The organism is Jonesia denitrificans DSM 20603 (genome assembly GCF_000024065.1).
Classification (GTDB): Bacteria; Actinomycetota; Actinomycetes; order Actinomycetales; family Cellulomonadaceae; genus Jonesia; species Jonesia denitrificans.
On sequence record NC_013174.1, the window covers coordinates 350,135 to 365,418 of the forward strand.

Sequence of the window (15,284 nt, forward strand, 5' to 3'; positions counted from 1 at the left end):
ATCCGTGTGACCGTGCCGCACCGAAGGGGGCAGTGTCACACAAGCACCCCCCTGCCCGGCGGCTAGACGGACGCCGGACACCGACACAGGAGGAACAATGACACACCAGGCACAAGGAGGCCGGCGTTTCGCCCGCACCCTGAAAGCCGCATGGAGCGCAGCGCTCGCTGTTGCGCTCACCGGGGCTGTTGGGTTGGCTGTTGCCACCCCAGCCCAGGCAGCATCGGTTGACACCAACAAGTGGTATGTACTGGAAAACCACCAAAGTGGGAAAGCTCTCGAGGTCGCGAACTTCTCCACCGCAGCTGGCGGTGAACTCCAGCAGTACACCCGCAACGACGGCGCCTGGCAACAATGGCGTTTCATCTCCGTTGGTAGCGGCTACTACGTGATCGAAAACCGGCACTCCGGCAAGGTCATCGACCTGTGGGAGAACAAAACCGCAGACGGCACCCCATTCAAGCAGTGGGACCGCAACGACCGGTACAACCAGCAGTTCAAGCTCGTGGACTCCAACAACGGTGAACACGTTCGCCTCATCAACCGTGCGAACAACGGTGCCGTGACCGTCACTGACCGGTCCAAAGCGGACTTCGCATCAATCACTGTGTTGTCCAACAAGAACCAGTACAACCAACAGTGGAAACTCATCCCAGTGTCCACCTCAGGGAACACCGGCGGTAGCAACTCTGGTGACACCGGCAACACTGGTGGAAACAACTCTGGTGACACCGGTAAGGCTGACGGTCAATTCGCTGCGTGGCCTAAGGCTGCATCAAGCAAGAAGGTGTCCTCCACCATCAAGGTTCCCAAGTCAGGTCTTGACGGGAAAATGGTCCGCTACTACGGCATCTCCGACGGTAGCCAAGACGAATCTCAACCCGCCATGTTTGAACTCGAAGATGGTGCCACGATCAAGAACGTCATCATCGGTGAAGGCGCTGGTGACGGCATCCACTGCAAGGGAACCTGCACCATCGAAAACGTGTGGTGGGAAAACGTTGGTGAAGACGCCGCTACACAAAAGGGCAAAATCTCTGGTCAAGTCATGACCATCAACGGTGGTGGGGCGCGCTCTGCTGACGACAAAGTCTTCCAGCACAACGGCCCAGGCAAAATGGTCATCAAGAACGTCCAAATCGAAGACTTCGGTAAAGTCTTCCGCTCCTGCGGTAACTGCTCAACCCAGTACGCGCGGTCCGTGGAGATTGACAACATCATGGTGACCGCACCAGGCAAGTCACTGGTGGGTATCAACTCCAACCTTGGTGACAAAGCCACCATCCGCAACGTCACCATCGTGGGCGACTCCAAGCGCAAGATCGCGATCTGTGAAGAGTACAAAGGTGTGACCAAGGGTGAACCGAAGAAGGTCGCCTCCGGTCCATCGAGTGCCTGCAACTACTCGGACAAGGACATCACCTACCGCGACTAACGCTCACAGTCCCCAAGGACCAGCGCGAATGCGCGCACCGTGATGTGCACCGGCTCCCGTCCACCATGTGTGGGCGGGAGCCACTGTATTCTTCACCCTTTCTCCACCTAGTACGCACAGGGCGTTGACGGCAGAGTTTTCCTTAACAACTCTGCGTCAACGCCGACAGGGGGAAGCATGGGGGAACACCACATTACGCGCCGCACGCTGCGCTACGCACTCATCGCATCGGTCATCACAGCAACACTGACCATCACCACAGCAGGGGCCGCAACAGCAACCCCACCCATCACCGGGCAACCAGTTGTCACAGCAGCCACCAGTGAGGCACCCCTGGCAACAGCGACCACCGCTGCCAACGACTGGGCCTACCCGCTGAAAACCAAAACCTACCGGGTGTCCTCCACCTATGGGGCACGCTGTATCCCTGTACGCGGCGGATCAACAATGCACCTAGGCGAAGACCTTGCCGCACCCAACAACGCGAAAATCTACGCCATTGCCGACGGGGTCGTGAAATACACCGTCAATGGAACCAACACCCGAGCGGGATACATCGGGGTGGAGCATAAGGTTGGGAAACGCACCTACTTTTCCGTGTACGTCCACGTGTGGAACGCCAAAAAATACGTGAAAGTCGGCGACAGGGTTACCGCAGGGCAAAAAATAGGGCTCGTCGGATCCTCCGGTGCATCCACCGCCCCCCACCTTCACCTCGAAATCTGGCGCGACAAATTCCACGGAACCGGAACCGCAGTCAACCCCGTCACGTTCCTCAAAGACCGAGGAATCGATCTACGTGCCAACGCCACCGCCGTGTCCAGCGTGAAAAAACCCAAGAGCTGCACCTACTACACGCCGCTCTACGTGGCCCTGCGTACCTCACCATCAGCCACCGCGAAAGCCACCACAACCCTGGTGCCCAACGCGGTCCTCACGCACACCCCAGGACAAGCGAGCAACGGGTTCATCCCCGTCACTGTCAAAGGCAAAACCGGGTGGGTGGCCATTGGGTCAGTCCAACCCACCAAGGCCGCAGTCCCACGCGCAACCACAAAAGTGCGCTACTACAGTGCCGCAAAAAAGGTGGTACTCCGCTCCAAAGCCAGCAGCACATCGGCAAAGAAGCGCACCCTGGCGTCCGGTACCCGCATGAAGTTGATCAGCGTGAAAAAGAACGGCTGGGCCAAAGTAACCGTCAGCGGAACCACCGGCTGGCTACCACCAAAAACAGTGCGCCTCATCGACAAACGCCACCGCATCACCACACCCACCACCATGCGCACGACCGCGTGGGCCAACGGCAAAGCCGTGACCAACCTGGCAAAGAAGAAAACAATCTCACCCATCACCAGCGAACACGGGTGGACCTACATCACCGTCGGTGGCAACAAAGGGTGGGTTCCTGCCGCGCACATCACGTACGTCAGCGTCAACCGCATCGTCAACTAGGGTCTACAACGCTCTAAGCCCACCACAACAATGCTGGGGCAAGGCTCTGCGACACCCGGGTGACTTTGCCGATCAGTAGTACGTAAAAAAGACGATCGCAACAAGATAAAGAATGGCGCTAACAAAACTCACCGCCATACCAACGAGCGCTTCAGTGCGCCCCGCAGGCACCTGCACAGGTGAAGGGGAGCCGGGAGTCAGTCGTGTCTGCCACACGCAAGTTGGGCACCTACTCGCGTGGAGTAGGTGCCCAACTTGCGTGAGGGAGAAGAGGCCGTTACTTCTTACGGCCAGATACTGCGCCCCAGATAACAAGGACGAGAAGTGAACCAAGGAAGGCCCACAACCAGGTTGCAAGGTCAAAGAAACCATCGTTCGCATCAACTCCGAACAGAGCCCCCGCGAGCCACCCACCAAGGAGTGCACCCAGCACACCAATGACGAGTGTGATCACCCAGCCGCCCGCTGCGCGCCCAGGAAGAACCGCACGTGCAATAGCTCCCATGATGAGGCCGATGAGGATCCAGCTGATGATGCTCATAGTCATGTTCCCTTTCGTTGAAGGCGTTGGCGCCATGAAGGTCAAACGTGAAGGCGTTGTGCCAACAACCAAAACTCTGTCACGTGGGGAGGGAGTGTGCACATTATGCGTGAGCGGTTGCGAAACTAATTCTTTGACCTATGGTGTGTCCTTGCATTGTTCCTGGTTGGTGGGGTCAGGATCCCCAGTTCCGTGTTGTGCGGGTGAACTTTCCGCGAGTTCCTGCGGTTTCTTGACATCTGTCGATGCGTCAAAACCGCTGGCAGACTTGCTGTTAGCAGAAAATCGCGAATCTGTCATCGGGGAGCATTCCCCATGAGGGGTGGTCGCTCGGATGATGGTGTTCACCCCCCGTTCGAGAGGGCCTTTGGTGAACTTCATGCGCCACAAGGACGCGAAACCAGCGAGCGCAATGATTGACCCGAGCCATAGTCCCCAGGTGAATTGTCCAGACATCATGACTGTTTCTTGCATGAACCGGTAGGTCAGGACGTGGAGGGAGTAGATGGTGAGCGACATGGAGCCCATGGCGATGATGGGGTAGAGCACGTAACGCGCAGCGTGGGCGATGAGCAGGCACAGGCCAACGACAGCGATGGCGAATCCGCCGGATCCGACGATTTCGTGTGGTGTGGCTGAGTGGGGGTCTGCGGTGGCCCAGGTTGTTGCGAGGTCGCGGACGGGGGCGAGGATGACCTCATTGAGGTCGATGTTCTCCGTGGATTCGGTGGGGGTGGAGAGTTCCTCGTAGCGGTAGCAGTTCACATCACGTTGATCAGTGGTGGAGTCGGTGTAGGTGGAGTCGGTGCATTCGAGTCCTTCGAGGTTGATTTCGTCGCGGACGAAGCCGTTGACAAGGAACTGGCCTGGTTCAAGGTCCTCGAGTGTGGCGGTGCCGTATTCCTGATCGTCGATGTATGGGGTCTCAATGTCTGTGGTGTTGTCGTCGTCTTTGGCTGTGTTGCTGGATTCGGTGCTTAGTGCTTCGGCTGTCATGGAGGTGAGTGTCACTGAGCTGTACCCGATGACTGCGAGTGCAACTCCGAGTGCGACGAGTCCTGCTTGGGTTTTCTTGAGGGTGAGGTTGGTGCGGCCGATGGCCATGCCCGTAAGGATGAAGGGCATCCAGGATAACGCCGGGTAGGAGGGGTTGAAGAGGGATTCGGGTAGGGGCAGGCTGAGGAGGAAGAGGTTGCTTGCGCTGGTCAGGCTGTAGGTGAGTAATGGTCCAACAATGGTGAGGGGGATGGCGATGAGGATGAGGGTGCGCCGTGTGAGGGTGAGGAATGGGACGGCGAGGGCGAAGAGGATTCCGTAGGTTTGGAGGATGACGGCGATGGGGGTGTCAAGGGCGGTGAGGAAGGCTCCAATGACGTAGATGGTGGCGCCGCGGATGAGGATTTTTCCGCGTGCGGCGATGAGGTCGTCGCCGGTGGGTGGTGTGGTGCGGCCTGTGGTGAGGGCGAGTGAGACGCCTGCGAGGGTGGCGAAGAGGATGGAGGATCGTCCGTTGACTAGTCCGCCCCAGGTGGTGGGGTTCAGGAGTTCGGGGGTGGTGGACAGCATGAAGTGTGCTGCCATCATTCCGATGAGCGCGAGACCTCGGGCGAGGTCGATGCCTAGGAGCCGTTGGGTGTTGGTGAGGTGTGGTGGGGTGGCTGCTTGGCGTGGTTGTGTGGTGGTTGGCGCTGGTACCACGGGTGTGGATGGTGATGTCACGTTGTGATGATAGGTATGTGGCGCATCGGGGCGCATCATCCTGAGAGGGGATATTGCGGACGTTGTCACGTGTTGGTGGGTGGTGTTCGACAGGACAGGTGGGTGGTGTGGTGGCAGGATCGAAGGTGCCATGCAATCAAGTTGTCAGAAGGAGTGAGCATGTCTGACCCGAAGTATGTGACGAGTGCGACGTCGTGGGGTGGGGGCCGTGTTGGTCGTGTTGCCACACAGGACCAGAAGATTGACCTTGAGTTGTCAGTGCCTGCTGGACTTGGTGGCGATGACGGGCCGGGAAGTAACCCTGAGCAGTTGTTCGCGGCTGCGTGGGCGTCGTGTTTCCATGGGGCAGTGAAGGCGATTGCTCGGTCGCGGAAGGTTGATGTGGGTGAGTCGGCTGTCACTGTTGAGGTGGCGCTCAATGGTGAGTTTGATTCTGGGTTTTTCTTTACTGTTGTCATTGAGGGGGAGTTTCCTGGGGTTGATGACAAGGAGGCGCATGAGTTGCTTGCTGCTGCTCATGAGAAGTGCCCGTATTCGCGGGTGACTCGTGGGAACGCGGAGGTGGAGTTGCGCGTCGTGTCGTGATGCGCGACATCACACGTTGTGAAGGGCTCAACCTAGGTGGTTGGGCCCTTTGTGCGCTACAGTAATGAATAGTTAGCCTATCTAGTTACTTACTTGGCAAGGTAGATGCGGTTGCTCTCCCAGCCCCTCACCGAACGGAGCACAACGTGGCAACGACATCCTCACGTCCAGCACGACAATGGCGCACCTACATCACCCCACTCATCCTCGTCATCGTCTGGCTCGGAGCAGCCGCTTTCGGTGGGCCGCTCTTTGGACGAGTCGAAGAAGTCTCCACCAACGACCAAACCCAATTCCTCCCCAGCTCCGCTGGCGCTACCCGAGTCCAAGAAGAACTCCCCCGCTTCCTCGGCGACGACACCATCCCCGCCATCGTCCTCGTCACCGCCGCTGACGGCGAACAAGTCGCAGGCCCAGACCTCCAAACCATCACCGAAGCCGTCGCCCAAGCAGCAACCGACATCGGAGCCATCGGAGACCCAAGCCCCGCCATCCCCGCACAAGACGGCGAAGCAGCCCAAGCCTTCATCGCCCTCGACGCGGAAGGAGAAACCGCACAACAAGTCACCGAACTACGCGACCACCTCATCAAAGCCCTACCAGACACCCTCGACGTCTACGTGACCGGACCAGCAGGACTCACCGCCGACCTCTCCACTGCATTCGCTGGAATCGACGGAATCCTCCTCGCCGCAGCACTCATCACCGTGCTCATCATCCTTATCGTGGTCTACCGCTCACCTATCCTCCCCTTCGCAGTCCTCGCCACCTCCATCTTCGCGCTCGCCGCAGCCCTCGGAGTCGTCTTCGTCCTCGCCCAACAAGGCGTCTTCCTCCTGTCATCACAAACCCAAGGCATCCTGTTCATCCTCGTCATCGGTGCCGCCACCGACTACGGCCTGCTCTACACCGCACGCTACCGCGAAGAACTCCGCAACTACGACAACAAACTCACCGCCACCAAAGCCGCAATCCGCGGATCAGTGGAACCCATCCTCGCCTCCGGCGGAACAGTCATCGCCGGACTACTATGCCTCCTGCTCTCCGACCTCGAATCCAACCGGATCCTCGCACCCGTCGCAGCAACCGGCATCGTCTTTTCCATGCTCGCCGCGTTCACACTCCTGCCCGCCATCCTCTTCCTCTTCGGACGCACCGCATTCTGGCCCCGCAAACCACACGTCGACCCCAACCACTCACCACTACCCACCAAAGGTATCTGGGCGCGGACCCCACAACTCGTTGCCCGCCGTCCCCGCCTCGTCTGGGTCACCTCCACCCTCATCCTCATCGTCGGAAGCCTCGGCGTTCTCCAACTCAAAGCAGACGGCATCTCCTCCTCCGACCTCGTCATCGGCTACTCCCAAGCACGAGAAGGACAACAAAAACTCTCCGAACACTTCCCCGGAGGAACCGGATCACCCACCTACATCCTCACCACCGAAAACAACATTGAGGACATCACCACCACCCTCAACACAATCAACGGTGTCGCAAACGTCAACGAACCCACCATCAACCAAGGTGACGCCCTCATTTCCGTCACCCTCACCGACGCCTCAGACTCCCAAGCCGCCAAAGACACCGTCACCGCCATCCGCGCTGACATGCCCGACGGCACCTACGTAGGCGGAACCACAGCCACCGCCATCGACTCCGACAACGCCTCCATCCGAGACCGCAACCTCATCATCCCCATCGTGTTGCTCGTCATCGTCCTCATCCTCGGTGCACTCCTCCGAGCCGTTGTCGCACCACTCATCCTCATCGCCACCGTGGTCCTGTCCTTCGGCACCGCCCTGGGAGTCTCCGCCTGGATGTTCAACCACGTCTTCGACTTCCCCGGAGCCGAACCAGCCGTCCCACTCTTCGCGTTCGTCTTCCTCGTCGCACTCGGCATTGACTACAACATCTTCCTCATGACCCGAGTACGCGAAGAAATCCTCCACCACGGCCTCCACGACGGCATCACCCGAGGACTCTCCATCACCGGAAGCGTCATCACCTCCGCAGGTATCGTCCTGGCCGCAACCTTCACCGCGCTCGCGGTGATCCCGGTGCTGTTCCTCGTGCAAATCGCGTTCATCGTGGCGTTCGGTGTCTTGCTCGACACGTTGCTTGTGCGCACCCTTCTCGTGCCAGCACTGTCCCACGAGTTGGGTCGTGCCCTATGGTGGCCCAGCAAACTCTCACGACCCGACTTCACCCCCGTGCCACGCCCTGACCTGGAAGCAAAGGAACCAGCCGCGTCATGAGGATCTGGAGTCTTCACCCAACGCTTCTCGACCGGCAGGCCCTCGTGGCCTGCTGGCGAGAAACCCTGCTCGCAGACGAAGCCGACCACCGCGGGTACCGGTTCGACCGGTCACGCATCACCGCGCAACGATCCACCCACCCCACCCAGTTGACCGTCACCGACGGTCAACTGCGGTACGAAAAAAACCACCTCATCACCAAACTCACCCAACGCAGCCCGCACACACTGGAACACCTCACTACCATGTACCCAACATTCGAGGCGAAACAGTTCACCCCACCCGCACATCGGCTATTCACCGTGGTTGAGGGCCCCATTGAAGAGTGGGAAAAGGTCTAGCCAACCAATGCGCTAGGACACAACGAAAGCGTTGACGAGAATGACCTGGGTAATGATGAACCCAGAAAGAAGATTCAGCCACATGAACCGCCGCCAACCGCGGCGGGTCACGGTGGCGTGCGCATCGTCAACCGACCAATACTGAACCGTGGACGCCACATACAACAACGGAACAACAGCACACACCATGACAGCGCCCTGGCCGCTAGCCAGCAGACACACTGCGGACACCACATACAACATCACAGTGAAACGAGCAGTAACCCGAGCGCCCACAACAGTGGCAATAGAGCCAATTCCCGCCTCCCGGTCCGCATGCACATCCTGAATAGCCCCAAACGCATGTGAAGCCATCCCCCAGGCGAAGAATGCAGCCAACACCCACCCGGTCACACCAGTCAGCGGTGCGCCAACAGCAACCACGCCAAACAACGCAGGGGACACAAAGTGGTAGGACGACGTGACCGAATCAAGAAACGGACGTTCCTTGAAACGTAACCCCACCACCGAATACGCAACCACCGCGAAACACGAGGTGAGGAACACAACCCGTGCCGGCCACGACGTGACAGCGAGCGTGTACACGATGAAAGGGGTGCATGTCACGACAGTAGCGACCAGGGTCGTGCGGTGCATGGACCGGTCCAACACGATCCCTTCCATGCCCGTCTTACGCGGATTTCGCAGATCAGACTCATAATCGAACACGTCGTTGATGCCATACATGGCCAAGTTATACGGGATCAAGAAAAACACAGTGAGGACAGTGAAGAACACCCAATCACGCCCACCAGCCAACAAATACGCCGCAGCAAATGGGTAAGCAGTATTAATCCACGAAAACGGGCGGGACGTGGCAAAAAGTTGGGTCACTTCGGTCCTTCATACGAGGGCGGAACAGCACGAGATGCGCGGTGGCGAGCCACCGCATCGACAGCAAGAAACACACAGGGACCAGCAAGCCCAGCAGCCACCGGCCACCCCAAATCCTCAATGGGGGCCAACCACAAACGAACACCAGACAGCTTCGACTCGTCATAACGGAACAGGTCTGCCGCGATCATCACTGAGTCAAACACAACCGTCAACACACACAACACAACGATGCTGCCAGCCACAGCCCACCAAAAACGACGTGGAATCGCGCGATAGTGCGCCGCAACTCGGTACGCAACCGCCGCAACCACCCCAGCAACCGCGATCGACATCAACGCCAACACCGGATACGTCATGACCGGTTCACCACCGTCATCATGGCCCCAAACCCCACCAACGACAGGTGGGACAAGAACACAATAAAAAAGAGTTCCTCCACCGGGAAATGTGGGGCAAGGTTCCACCCAAGCAACGCCGGGGATTCCCCTAACCCATAAAGCCCCATGGTGATCGCCAGGACATCAATAGCAACAAAGAGGACGGTGAGGGCAGCGATTGCCACGAGCGCTGGGCGAGGTCGCGCCCACACAGCAAGCTTCCACCGAGCGTCAAGAAGAGCGATCCCCACGTGAGACGTGAGGATCGCCGCAAGGTACACACCGGCCACGTTAAATCTCCGCGAGGATCCCGCGCGTGGCGATGTCAGCACTGATGATGCACATCGGTAGCCCGATCCCCGGGATCGTGGACCCACCGGCATACCACAGGCCATCAACAAGCCGGGACCGGTTCGTTGTACGGAACATTGCCGACTGCGCAAGAGTGTGAGCCGGGCCCAGCGCCCCACCAGACCACGCGTTCACGTCAGTGACAAAATCGGCGGGACCGACCGTGCGACGCAACACGATGCGCTGCGCCAGGTCAGGGATCTTCGCCCAGGCAGCGACCTGCGCAATCGCGGCGTCTGCTGCCTGCTCCACGAGGGCGTCACCGTCGCCGTCACGCCCACCATGCCCAAGACCGGGGTCGGCCGGGACAGGAACCAAAATAAACACGTTCTCGTGCCCGTCCGGTGCCACATCCGGGTCGCTGTGGGAAGGTTTACACACATACAACGACGCAGGGTTGGGCAGGTGTTTGTTCTTCCCATAAATCGCGTCAAAATTCTCGTCCCAGTCTTTGACGAAGAACAGGTTGTGGTGGGTGAGTTCAGGTACCTCACCACGGACCCCAAGGTGAACCAACACGCTACCCGGACCAGGGTCTTTTTTATCCCAATATTCCTGCGGGTAGGACTGCTCTTCGGGGGAGAGGAGCTGGGTTTCCAAGTGGTGAAGGTCAGTTGCGCCCACAATGATGTCAGCGTCGTAGGTGGTGCGCTGACCCTCGCCGTTTTCGGTCTGAAGGCCCACCACGGTGCGGGTGCGGTACCCGGTATGTGACGAGAGTCGAGACCCGGCAACCTGATGGACGATGCGCTGCGCACTAGCGGTGAGCCCAGCCCGACTGGTGGGGGTGGGGTTGTCGGTGGTGAGGATGCGGGTCACGTTCGCACCCCGGTGAATGGTCACACCAAGGTCGAGGGCGATCTTTTCGATCGCCCTAATGATGCTCATGAACCCGCCCTGTGGGTATTGCACACCGTCAACCAGGTCCAGGTGGCTCATGAGATGGTACATCGCAGGAGCGCGGTCTGGGCTGGTCCCCAAAAACACGGCGTGGTAGCCCAAAATCTGGCGTAAGACCGGGTGTGAAAACCGCTTATTAATGAACGTGTTCAGTGATGTCCCGAGCAAAGTGGGAAGTTCCCCGACTCGGCTGGTGATCTCCCGATCAAAAAACGGTTTTACGGTGCGGAAATCGGTGTATAAAAAGTGGTCAAGGGCGAGCTTGTAGGTACTGGACGCAGAGTCAAGGTAGGCGCGAAGTTTGTCCCCGCCACGAGCCTCCAACGAATCAAACAGCTCTTCTGCCTGGCCGCTGGTCACATCAACGGGAACAGGGTGGTTCTCGGTGAACACCCGGTAACCGGGGGTGAGGGTGGTGAGATTGAGTTGCTCGGCAGTGGATGTTCCTACATCGTGGAAAAACTTATCGAACACCTCGGGCATGAGGTACCACGACGGGCCTGTGTCAAACAGGTACCCGTCGGTTTCCCACACCCCACATCGCCCGCCCAGGTCGCTATTTTTCTCATATAAGTCCACGGTCAAACCGTTTTTTGCAAGGAGGGCGGCTGTGGATAGTCCTGCCAGCCCACCGCCGATCACGGCGATGCGTGGTGATGGTGTGTTCATGGGTGTGTCAGTGCCTTCGAATCAGTCCACCCAGCAGAATGCTGGATGCGGGGGCGGGGTGTGGTGGGGAGCGCTGACCGGGCCAGCACCACGGCTTTATGGGGAGTGGTGAGGCGAAGACGGCGGGTGCGCAACTCGTCACATGAGGCGCGCCGCAGTTTCCGAGTGAGGGAGGTGAAGAGTAAATAGGCTGCCTTGACCGCGCCACGCGAGGAACCGGGAAGGCGTGCAATGCCTTGTCGGGCAACGTCAAGGTCGTGCTCAATGTCGGCGAGGATCTTGTTCTTGACCGGTTCTGTGAGACCTTTTGCCGCAACGTCGGGGAAGTAATAGCGCCCTAATTCGCCTTGATCTGCGGCCAAATCTCGCAGGAAATTGATCTTTTGGAATGCCGCCCCAAGAGCGCGCGCTGCGTCAATATTGTCAGCGACCAGGGTGGAGCGCTGTGTGGGAGCGACATCAGGTGCCTGAGCAAACGCGCGCAAACACATCATCCCAATGACCTCAGCGGACCCGTAAATGTAGGTCGACAGCTCCTCAGCAGTGTAATACGGGTCCCCGAGGTCACGGCGCATGGAGGCGAAAAACGGGGCGATCTCAGCGTCCGTGATGCCACAGGTTACTGCTGTATGAGCAAACGCATGCACAATGAGGTTCGTGGAAAACCCGCGGTCCATGGCCTGGGCAACCTCCGCTTCAAGCGCATCAAGTGCCGCAGTGAGGTGGGGGATGGGTGCCGGATCGAAGCTTCCATCCACGATTTCGTCGGCCACGCGCACAAGTGCGTAAATGTTGCGCACATGAGTGCGCACAGGCTCGGTAAGCATCGCGGTAGCAACCCCGAAACTTGTGGAATACTGCCGGATCACCGTGTGCGCTGCGTCCTGGGCGGCGCGCTGATACAGGGCTTGGGGAGTTGTGGCTTTGCTGGTCATGACGCGAGCCCTTCGAGCAGTTCGTTGAGTATAGGAATATCACTTGTCTCAAGGTTGTGCTCGTGGGCTGTGGTCATAGCGATGCGCAGGTGGTCACGGATCTGCTGTTCCATAAAACGTGCCGAGCCGGCCTCAATGAGGAGCTCTTGCGCACGCATGACACCCAACGGGGTGATCGTTGGTCCCAGTAGCCGTTCCAATTCCGGCCATGCATCGGTTGTCCGGGCGTGTGCAATGAGCAAAGTGTCCTTGTTTTCGCGCAGGTCAGCACCAACTTCTTTGCCAGTGACAGAGGTTGGGGCGAACACGCCGTTGAGGTCGTCGTGAAGCTGGTAGGCCACACCAAGGTGGCGGCCAACCCCAGCAAGAGCGTCCGTGTTTGCGTCGTCGGCCATCATTGCTGCAAGCCGCATGGGTAGAACAAAGGAGTACTCTGCGGTTTTCAGTTCCGCAATGGTGATGGTGTCCGTCATGGGGGTGGGGGCCGGGATGGTCGCGGAATGAACGTCCAGGAGTTCACCGAGTGCTGACAGCGAGATTGCTTCCTGGAATGCGGTAAGGAGACGTTGGCGTTGGCGGTGCGGGAAATCGAGGGCCGCCACCTGCATGAGCGCTTCGGTGAGGGCTAGCACACCACCAAGGATCCCGGCAGTGTTCCCTAACGTGTGTGCGTCCGCTGCCGATGCCCCGCTCGAGAGGGCAACCAACTCAAAATGCCCGTTGATGTTCGTGTGTCCGCGCCGCATCGTGTCGTGATCGATGACGTCATCGTGGATGAGGAACGACGTGTGAAGGAGCTCGATGGCGTGTGCAACCTGCTGAATTTCTGGGCGCTCCGTCACTCGCAGGTGTGGGTGCTTTTCCCGGTGGGATAGTGCCGCATACACCTCAAGGAAGAGGCGGGGGCGGATCTGACGGCCACGTCCATGTGCCTGAGAAAGCTGAGTGTGGAAGTCGCTGATTGCAGCCGATGCGGTGGTGCTCAGGGATGCGGAGAGGTCCGTATCTGGGCGGGTTGTGGGTTCAACGGACATGGGTGCCTCCGCGATTGTGAAGTTGGGCGGTTTGGGCAACTGACCAGGGGCTCAGGAGAAATGGGGTGATCGATGCGGCATGGACATAGGTGGGGAACGGCGTCCACGCGTATTCGGCAACTTCGTCGGGGTTGGGGGTGGGTTGTTGGGAGGTGCGAGCGTAAAAGACGGGGCAGTACTCGTTTTCGATAATGCCGCTGGCGTCTGTGGCGGTGTACTCAAAGTCGGGTAGGGCAACACTGATGGAGTGGATGTCTGTGATGCCTAGTTCGAGTTGTGCGTAGCGGGTGAGGGCGTCGTGGAAAGATTCACCCGGTCGTGGGTGGCCGCAAAACGAGTTTGTCCACACTCCGGGCCAGGTTTTCTTACTTAAAGCTCTGCGAGTGACGAGGAGTTCACCGTCATCGTTGAGGAGGTAGCAGGAAAACGCGAGGTGGCGTGGTGTGGTGGGGGTGTGCACGGTTGCGCGCGGTGCGGTGCCGATGGCCTGGTGGTCCTCGTCAAGCAGGATGACCACGTCGTGGTTGGTGGCGTTGGTGCTGTGGTGATGTGGGGGGTGGTACGCGTCGTGCGGGGTGGTCGTCACTTGTCGCTCCCTGCGTCGTGCGGCAAAGGCTGAAATAGTTAGCCAGGCTAGTTACTAGTTAGGCTAGAGTAGATGATGGTGGGTGACAAGCGCAATGCCCATCCGCGCACGACCACAACAAACATGCACATCATGGAGGGCTCATGCAGGAACCAACCCCCGCACCCAACACCCCCTACTGGTACCCCGACCGCGACCACGTCCACGATGTCCTCGATGGAATCCGTCGATTTCGCCGCGCCAACGCGGCCATGCGCAAACGCATGGCCGACGGCATGGGAATGAACAAAACAGACATGCAAGCACTCCAAGCGGTCATTGCAGCGCAGCGACACGGAGCCCCCTTGCACCCCCGCGAACTTGCTGACGAACTCGACATCTCCACCGCATCGACAACAAAACTGCTGGACCGGCTCGAACGATCCGGTCATCTCACCAGAGTGCCCCACCCAGCCGACCGCCGCTCGGTGACCATCCAAGCAACAGACCATGCTCACACCGAAGTCAAAGACCGACTTGCCCCCATGCACCGCGACATGGAAGAGATCATCTACGAATTCACCCCCGGAGAACAACGAGCGATCGCCATGTTCCTGCACTCCATGGCTGACCTCTTCGACCGTTCCGGTGACATCGAACCACTTCGTGATGCGCTGACTGACCAGCTAACCAACCAAGACGCGGTCCGCAGGTAACCTGCGTGCACGGGTCCGTGTCCGCAACGTCAGAGCAGCAGCAAACGTCATCGTTCCCACGCGGCCCGCGAACATCAACACCACAAGGATCAGGTGAGCGCTATCCGGCAACGCGGCGGTAATCCCTGTCGACAATCCAGTGGTCGCATACGCGGAGATCACCTCAAACAACACCACATCAAGGCGCAACCCGCTGATCTCCAAAATGGCCATACTCGCCGCAATAATGAGAGTTGCTGACAACGCTGTCACGGCGACCGCGAGCCGCAAAATATCAGTGGGAATACGCCGCCGAAACGACTCCACATCCCGGTCACCGCAACCGCCGATGTTGCGGTAAACAGCGCATCAACAAACTCGGTGTCCTCACCCGCACGGTGAGCCACCGGAAGCATCAATAACCCGGTGGAACACGCAATCACACCAGCGTAGGAGGTGAGAATCATGTGTGACGGGTAGCTTCGAGCTAGGCGTGACACCCCAGTGCGTGCCTGCCACAACCAGGTTGTGAACCGGGCGACCATGACGGTCCT

The 15,284-nt window shown here is 59.0% G+C and carries 18 protein-coding genes; 6 read left to right on the forward strand and 12 right to left on the reverse strand.

The window, feature by feature from the left end; genetic code table 11:
- The first annotated feature begins 97 nt into the window (after positions 1-97).
- Both JDEN_RS01650 and JDEN_RS01655 read left to right on the forward strand, forming a co-directional pair.
- Positions 98-1,435 (forward strand): pectate lyase, encoded by a 1,338-nt coding sequence (locus JDEN_RS01650; RefSeq protein ID WP_015770629.1) that lies wholly within the window; start codon positions 98-100, stop codon positions 1,433-1,435.
- A 177-nt stretch (positions 1,436-1,612) separates the two neighbouring features.
- A complete protein-coding gene (locus tag JDEN_RS01655) occupies positions 1,613-2,887 on the forward strand; it encodes a peptidoglycan DD-metalloendopeptidase family protein (RefSeq protein WP_015770630.1) in 1,275 nt (424 codons plus the stop codon).
- A 72-nt stretch (positions 2,888-2,959) separates the two neighbouring features.
- On the opposite strand, the gene JDEN_RS13765 is transcribed toward JDEN_RS01655, so the two are convergent.
- From JDEN_RS13765 to JDEN_RS14025, 3 genes are all read right to left on the reverse strand, one after another.
- The gene (locus JDEN_RS13765; protein WP_015770631.1) at positions 2,960-3,103 is read right to left on the reverse strand and encodes a hypothetical protein; all 144 of its coding nucleotides are present in this window, start codon (positions 3,101-3,103) and stop codon (positions 2,960-2,962) included.
- A gap of 61 nt (positions 3,104-3,164) precedes the next feature.
- The gene (locus JDEN_RS01660; protein WP_015770632.1) at positions 3,165-3,428 is read right to left on the reverse strand and encodes a GlsB/YeaQ/YmgE family stress response membrane protein; all 264 of its coding nucleotides are present in this window, start codon (positions 3,426-3,428) and stop codon (positions 3,165-3,167) included.
- Between the two features lie 138 nt (positions 3,429-3,566).
- On the reverse strand, positions 3,567-5,147 hold the full coding sequence (locus tag JDEN_RS14025) for a heparan-alpha-glucosaminide N-acetyltransferase domain-containing protein (protein WP_169304087.1): 1,581 nt from the start codon (positions 5,145-5,147) through the stop codon (positions 3,567-3,569).
- A gap of 159 nt (positions 5,148-5,306) precedes the next feature.
- Here JDEN_RS14025 and JDEN_RS01670 point away from each other — a divergent pair, with 159 nt between their 5' ends.
- From JDEN_RS01670 to JDEN_RS01680, 3 genes are all read left to right on the forward strand, one after another.
- Positions 5,307-5,732, forward strand: coding sequence for an Ohr family peroxiredoxin (locus JDEN_RS01670; protein WP_015770634.1), 426 nt, complete (start codon positions 5,307-5,309; stop codon positions 5,730-5,732).
- 146 nt (positions 5,733-5,878) lie between these two features.
- The gene (locus JDEN_RS01675; protein WP_015770635.1) at positions 5,879-7,987 is read left to right on the forward strand and encodes an MMPL family transporter; all 2,109 of its coding nucleotides are present in this window, start codon (positions 5,879-5,881) and stop codon (positions 7,985-7,987) included.
- Positions 7,984-8,328, forward strand: a complete 345-nt coding sequence (locus JDEN_RS01680) for a pyrimidine dimer DNA glycosylase/endonuclease V (protein WP_015770636.1) — start codon at positions 7,984-7,986, stop codon at positions 8,326-8,328. Before JDEN_RS01675 ends, JDEN_RS01680 begins: the two co-directional genes overlap by 4 nt.
- A gap of 12 nt (positions 8,329-8,340) precedes the next feature.
- Here JDEN_RS01680 and JDEN_RS01685 read toward each other — a convergent pair whose 3' ends face one another.
- From JDEN_RS01685 to idi, 7 genes are read right to left on the reverse strand one after another with little or no spacing between them, the layout of a single operon-like run.
- Positions 8,341-9,201, reverse strand: coding sequence for a prenyltransferase (locus JDEN_RS01685; RefSeq protein ID WP_015770637.1), 861 nt, complete (start codon positions 9,199-9,201; stop codon positions 8,341-8,343).
- Positions 9,198-9,560, reverse strand: coding sequence for a lycopene cyclase domain-containing protein (locus JDEN_RS01690; RefSeq protein ID WP_015770638.1), 363 nt, complete (start codon positions 9,558-9,560; stop codon positions 9,198-9,200). The genes JDEN_RS01685 and JDEN_RS01690 overlap by 4 nt, the downstream gene beginning before the upstream one ends.
- On the reverse strand, positions 9,557-9,871 hold the full coding sequence (locus tag JDEN_RS01695) for a lycopene cyclase domain-containing protein (protein ID WP_015770639.1): 315 nt from the start codon (positions 9,869-9,871) through the stop codon (positions 9,557-9,559). The genes JDEN_RS01690 and JDEN_RS01695 overlap by 4 nt, the downstream gene beginning before the upstream one ends.
- A 1-nt stretch (position 9,872) precedes the next feature.
- Entirely contained in the window at positions 9,873-11,501 is a 1,629-nt protein-coding gene (gene crtI / locus JDEN_RS01700) for a phytoene desaturase family protein (protein ID WP_015770640.1), read from the reverse strand.
- The gene (locus JDEN_RS01705) at positions 11,498-12,436 is read right to left on the reverse strand and encodes a phytoene/squalene synthase family protein (RefSeq protein WP_015770641.1); all 939 of its coding nucleotides are present in this window, start codon (positions 12,434-12,436) and stop codon (positions 11,498-11,500) included. The genes crtI and JDEN_RS01705 overlap by 4 nt, the downstream gene beginning before the upstream one ends.
- Entirely contained in the window at positions 12,433-13,470 is a 1,038-nt protein-coding gene (locus JDEN_RS01710) for a polyprenyl synthetase family protein (protein ID WP_015770642.1), read from the reverse strand. The genes JDEN_RS01705 and JDEN_RS01710 overlap by 4 nt, the downstream gene beginning before the upstream one ends.
- A complete protein-coding gene (gene idi / locus JDEN_RS01715; protein ID WP_015770643.1) occupies positions 13,460-14,056 on the reverse strand; it encodes an isopentenyl-diphosphate Delta-isomerase in 597 nt (198 codons plus the stop codon). Before idi ends, JDEN_RS01710 begins: the two co-directional genes overlap by 11 nt.
- A 143-nt stretch (positions 14,057-14,199) precedes the next feature.
- On the opposite strand from idi, the gene JDEN_RS01720 reads away from it, so the two are divergent.
- Positions 14,200-14,751 carry a MarR family winged helix-turn-helix transcriptional regulator gene (locus JDEN_RS01720; RefSeq protein ID WP_015770644.1) on the forward strand — a complete coding sequence of 184 codons (552 nt, stop codon included), beginning with the start codon at positions 14,200-14,202 and terminating at the stop codon, positions 14,749-14,751.
- Here the strand turns inward: JDEN_RS01720 and JDEN_RS01725 are convergent.
- Together JDEN_RS01725 and JDEN_RS13770 are read right to left on the reverse strand one after the other, a co-directional pair.
- Positions 14,722-15,057, reverse strand: coding sequence for a potassium transporter TrkG (locus tag JDEN_RS01725; RefSeq protein WP_226926614.1), 336 nt, complete (start codon positions 15,055-15,057; stop codon positions 14,722-14,724). The two genes, JDEN_RS01720 and JDEN_RS01725, sit on opposite strands and share 30 nt — an antisense overlap.
- On the reverse strand, positions 15,000-15,275 hold the full coding sequence (locus tag JDEN_RS13770; protein WP_041287774.1) for a hypothetical protein: 276 nt from the start codon (positions 15,273-15,275) through the stop codon (positions 15,000-15,002). The genes JDEN_RS01725 and JDEN_RS13770 overlap by 58 nt, the downstream gene beginning before the upstream one ends.
- Between the last annotated feature and the right edge of the window lie 9 nt (positions 15,276-15,284).

Excerpts from the sequence above, each read along its gene's own strand:
- JDEN_RS01650 (WP_015770629.1), top strand. The coding sequence starts at position 98 with ATGACACACCAGGCACAAGGAGGCCGGCGTTTCGCCCGCACCCTGAAA.
- JDEN_RS01655 (WP_015770630.1), top strand. The coding sequence starts at position 1,613 with ATGGGGGAACACCACATTACGCGCCGCACGCTGCGCTACGCACTCATC.
- JDEN_RS01660 (WP_015770632.1), bottom strand. The coding sequence starts at position 3,428 with ATGAGCATCATCAGCTGGATCCTCATCGGCCTCATCATGGGAGCTATT.
- JDEN_RS01670 (WP_015770634.1), top strand. The coding sequence starts at position 5,307 with ATGTCTGACCCGAAGTATGTGACGAGTGCGACGTCGTGGGGTGGGGGC.
- JDEN_RS01680 (WP_015770636.1), top strand. The coding sequence starts at position 7,984 with ATGAGGATCTGGAGTCTTCACCCAACGCTTCTCGACCGGCAGGCCCTC.
- JDEN_RS01690 (WP_015770638.1), bottom strand. The coding sequence starts at position 9,560 with ATGACGTATCCGGTGTTGGCGTTGATGTCGATCGCGGTTGCTGGGGTG.
- crtI (WP_015770640.1), bottom strand. The coding sequence starts at position 11,501 with ATGAACACACCATCACCACGCATCGCCGTGATCGGCGGTGGGCTGGCA.
- JDEN_RS01705 (WP_015770641.1), bottom strand. The coding sequence starts at position 12,436 with ATGACCAGCAAAGCCACAACTCCCCAAGCCCTGTATCAGCGCGCCGCC.
- JDEN_RS01710 (WP_015770642.1), bottom strand. The coding sequence starts at position 13,470 with ATGTCCGTTGAACCCACAACCCGCCCAGATACGGACCTCTCCGCATCC.
- JDEN_RS01720 (WP_015770644.1), top strand. The coding sequence starts at position 14,200 with ATGCAGGAACCAACCCCCGCACCCAACACCCCCTACTGGTACCCCGAC.
- JDEN_RS13770 (WP_041287774.1), bottom strand. The coding sequence starts at position 15,275 with ATGGTCGCCCGGTTCACAACCTGGTTGTGGCAGGCACGCACTGGGGTG.